This window comes from Marinobacter fuscus, from assembly GCF_003007675.1.
Lineage (GTDB): Bacteria > Pseudomonadota > Gammaproteobacteria > Pseudomonadales > Oleiphilaceae > Marinobacter > Marinobacter fuscus.
Genome location: NZ_PXNP01000049.1, coordinates 1 through 2672 on the forward strand (window position 1 = coordinate 1; position 2672 = coordinate 2672).

At 49.2% G+C, this 2672-nt stretch carries 4 protein-coding genes; all 4 read right to left on the reverse strand.

What is annotated here, in order from left to right:
* Nucleotides 1-67: 67 nt before the first annotated feature.
* Nucleotides 68-550 (reverse strand): hypothetical protein, encoded by a 483-nt coding sequence (locus C7H09_RS08165; protein ID WP_106762070.1) that lies wholly within the window; start codon nt 548-550, stop codon nt 68-70.
* A gap of 125 nt (nt 551-675) precedes the next feature.
* Nucleotides 676-1899: an erythromycin esterase family protein gene (locus C7H09_RS08170; RefSeq protein ID WP_106762073.1), complete on the reverse strand. Its 1224-nt coding sequence runs from the start codon at nt 1897-1899 to the stop codon at nt 676-678.
* A gap of 150 nt (nt 1900-2049) precedes the next feature.
* Entirely contained in the window at nt 2050-2337 is a 288-nt protein-coding gene (locus C7H09_RS08175; protein WP_106760645.1) for a HigA family addiction module antitoxin, read from the reverse strand.
* Between the two features lie 10 nt (nt 2338-2347).
* Nucleotides 2348-2626, reverse strand: coding sequence for a type II toxin-antitoxin system RelE/ParE family toxin (locus C7H09_RS08180; RefSeq protein WP_106760642.1), 279 nt, complete (start codon nt 2624-2626; stop codon nt 2348-2350).
* Nucleotides 2627-2672 lie beyond the last annotated feature (46 nt).

Sequence of the window (2672 nt, forward strand, 5' to 3'; positions counted from 1 at the left end):
GCGCCTACGGAATGGAGCCGAAGGCGCAATGTAGTAGGCGTCGCCGTGCCTGCACTGGTTATGTGATTTAACCATTGTGACTGAAAACCACCAGCTTTTTGTCGGGTATCACCATCAGGACAGCCTCATCCGTGAACGAATAATACGAACCACCGGTTCGTCCACTTTCTACGATGTCGTCGTACAAAGAGCCACTGATACTCCCGCCGCAAAGCAGTTCATATGACCAATTTTCCGACCTGCTCCAGTCATCCCTGGGAGTTTCCATCCACTCGCCATATGCATAGTACTGGTCAGAATGACCGCGAGCCTGGCCTGACTCCTTGAAAAACTTAACACCTTGCTCTTTGATAGCTTCTGCTGTTTTACCGCCCAATTTGTAGACGGCCGTACCACAACCTTCCCTAAGCCCAGAATCCGAGGTGATAGAAATGCGGTAACTGAGACTAATATTTTCTGGAATAGCTTTTCTATACCAGTAATCCTCGAATAGGTACCACGCTCCGATTATAGCAACGGCAATTGCTCCAATAATCTTTAAAGCCTTCATGATTCTGCGAGCTTTCCTTGCACATAACGCCTCACATCACCGGGTGCGAAAAGCAAAGCGAGGGACGAGCGGTACTTTTTGCTCTCCGAGTGCATGTGATTGTTATGTAGCCCCATTTCCGATGCCTATAATTCCACTAATTTATCTTGGTTGGCGCTAGGAACGCAGAATATAGCGTCAAAGGCATCACTCACGTTCGTCTCAACAGATGAGCTCTGCGATCTAACTCGGCTCGCGCCTTTAACGTCGTCCGACAACATTAAACATGAGCCCGCCACACCCCTAGCACTCATAATATGCTGTTCCACACTGCCTCTTTGGATTTTATCAGCGTCTGTGGGCTCCACCGAAAAGCCTAACGGACTGTCAGGCGAGGGATACTGCATCTCCGGCACAGTACCCCCTAGATGCGTTGCTCCAATGGCACGGTAATCTTTCCTCCGATACGCAAGTTGCTGGCCCATAGGAATAGCCGTAAGTTCTCCAGAAAAGGAAACTGAAGTCTTCTGGATATGGTTGTTATGCGCAAGTAGAAGTATCTTAATATCTGGATCTGCGTGAAGAAATCTCTCAACAGTGGTAGCTGTGAACACCTCACGAACGGAGGTGTCACCATCGAGTGAAGTACCATCAAAGAGCATCTTCATGGTGCGCAGTGTTTCGAGCGTATGTTCAATCGAACAGACACACTCCGACGCCCTTTGAAACAGCTCCTTTCCACCTCGCTGGACTAGAATTGGTTCCAATCCAGACAACCGCAACTTTAACCGACTAATCCGGGAGAAGGCTTGATCCTGTTTAGCGGTACCCAGTTCACCCCATTGCGCGGATGAAATCACGGGGGATTCGCCACATATGGATTCCAAAGACTGGATTAACGCATCGACGTCCGGCTTCAAAATGGGATCCAGTAAGTCAATAGCCGCGGACAATCTCTGCAAGTCGTCAAGTGGGTTCAGCGTATTGGGCAAATCAACGCCAACCACCATAATGCTTTTTCCAGTCTCTAAAAGATAAGATTTGAGCCAAGTCAGCACCGATCCATACAGAGCGAAGGTCAATGGGTTCGTGATTTCCTTCAGCTTATCCGTGCTCGCTGAAGATTTTAGCCATTCGGAGATCCGGTTACCCTGAACCGCCCCGCACTCCAGCCCAATTGCATTAAACTCGTGCATCTCTACAAAGTATCGGATGAAACTGGCTCTGGCCAAGGAAAACTCAGAAACAAAGTGAGCCCCTTCGCCAATCCCTATCGCTCTGGCATATTTCGCCATCGAAGAGAGATCTTCAAGCTCACTGAAATCTAGATTACAAGGCTGTAAGAGCGTTCTGATTGTTCTGTACGTCATATATTCAACTCAATATTTTCATTATGATGGATCTGCTGTATCTGGTTCCTAGGTCAGGATACATAACGCTTGCAGCATGCGCGCCTACGAAATGGAGCCGAAGGCGCAATGTAGTAGGCGTCGCCGTGCCTGCACTGGTTATGTGCTGCTTTAGGCCGCAACAAGCCTTTTCACGTTGAGCTCTTTGCGATGTTGTTCGGCGTGCCAGAGCTCATATTGGGACTGCTGGTTCAGCCAGCTCTCTGCAGAGGTATCAAAAGCGATAGAGAGCCGGATAGCCATCTCGGGACTGATACCGGCCTTGCCGTTCAGCACGGCACTAAGAGTCTTGCGGCTAACGCCCAATGCATCTGCAGCCGCCGTGACAGAGAGGCCGAGTGGTTCAAGACAAAGCTCTCGCAATACTTCACCAGGGTGTGGGGGGTTATGCATCAACATTTGCTTTACCTCAGTGATAATCTTCATAGTTCACAATCTCGGCATCTCCATCTTCAAATCGGAAGGTCACTCGCCAGTTACCGCTAACAGTGACTGACCATATACCAACGCGATTGCCGGAGAGTTCGTGCAATCGAAGACCGGGTAAGTCCATATCTTTGGCATCCGATGCTGCGTTCAATCTACCGAGAATAAGCCGAAGCCTTTTTGCGTGAGCGGCCTGAATTCCTGCGGTGCTACCGGACTTGAAAAATTTGGCCAAGCCCTTGTGTTTGAAGCTTCGTATCATTCTCTGAATGTACCCTGAAACGTATCGGGTGTCAATTCACATAACG

What these genes read in the sequence shown, in the direction of transcription:
- C7H09_RS08165 (WP_106762070.1), bottom strand. Translation starts at nt 550, where the DNA reads ATGAAGGCTTTAAAGATTATTGGAGCAATTGCCGTTGCTATAATCGGA.
- C7H09_RS08170 (WP_106762073.1), bottom strand. Translation starts at nt 1,899, where the DNA reads ATGACGTACAGAACAATCAGAACGCTCTTACAGCCTTGTAATCTAGAT.
- C7H09_RS08175 (WP_106760645.1), bottom strand. Translation starts at nt 2,337, where the DNA reads ATGTTGATGCATAACCCCCCACACCCTGGTGAAGTATTGCGAGAGCTT.
- C7H09_RS08180 (WP_106760642.1), bottom strand. Translation starts at nt 2,626, where the DNA reads ATGATACGAAGCTTCAAACACAAGGGCTTGGCCAAATTTTTCAAGTCC.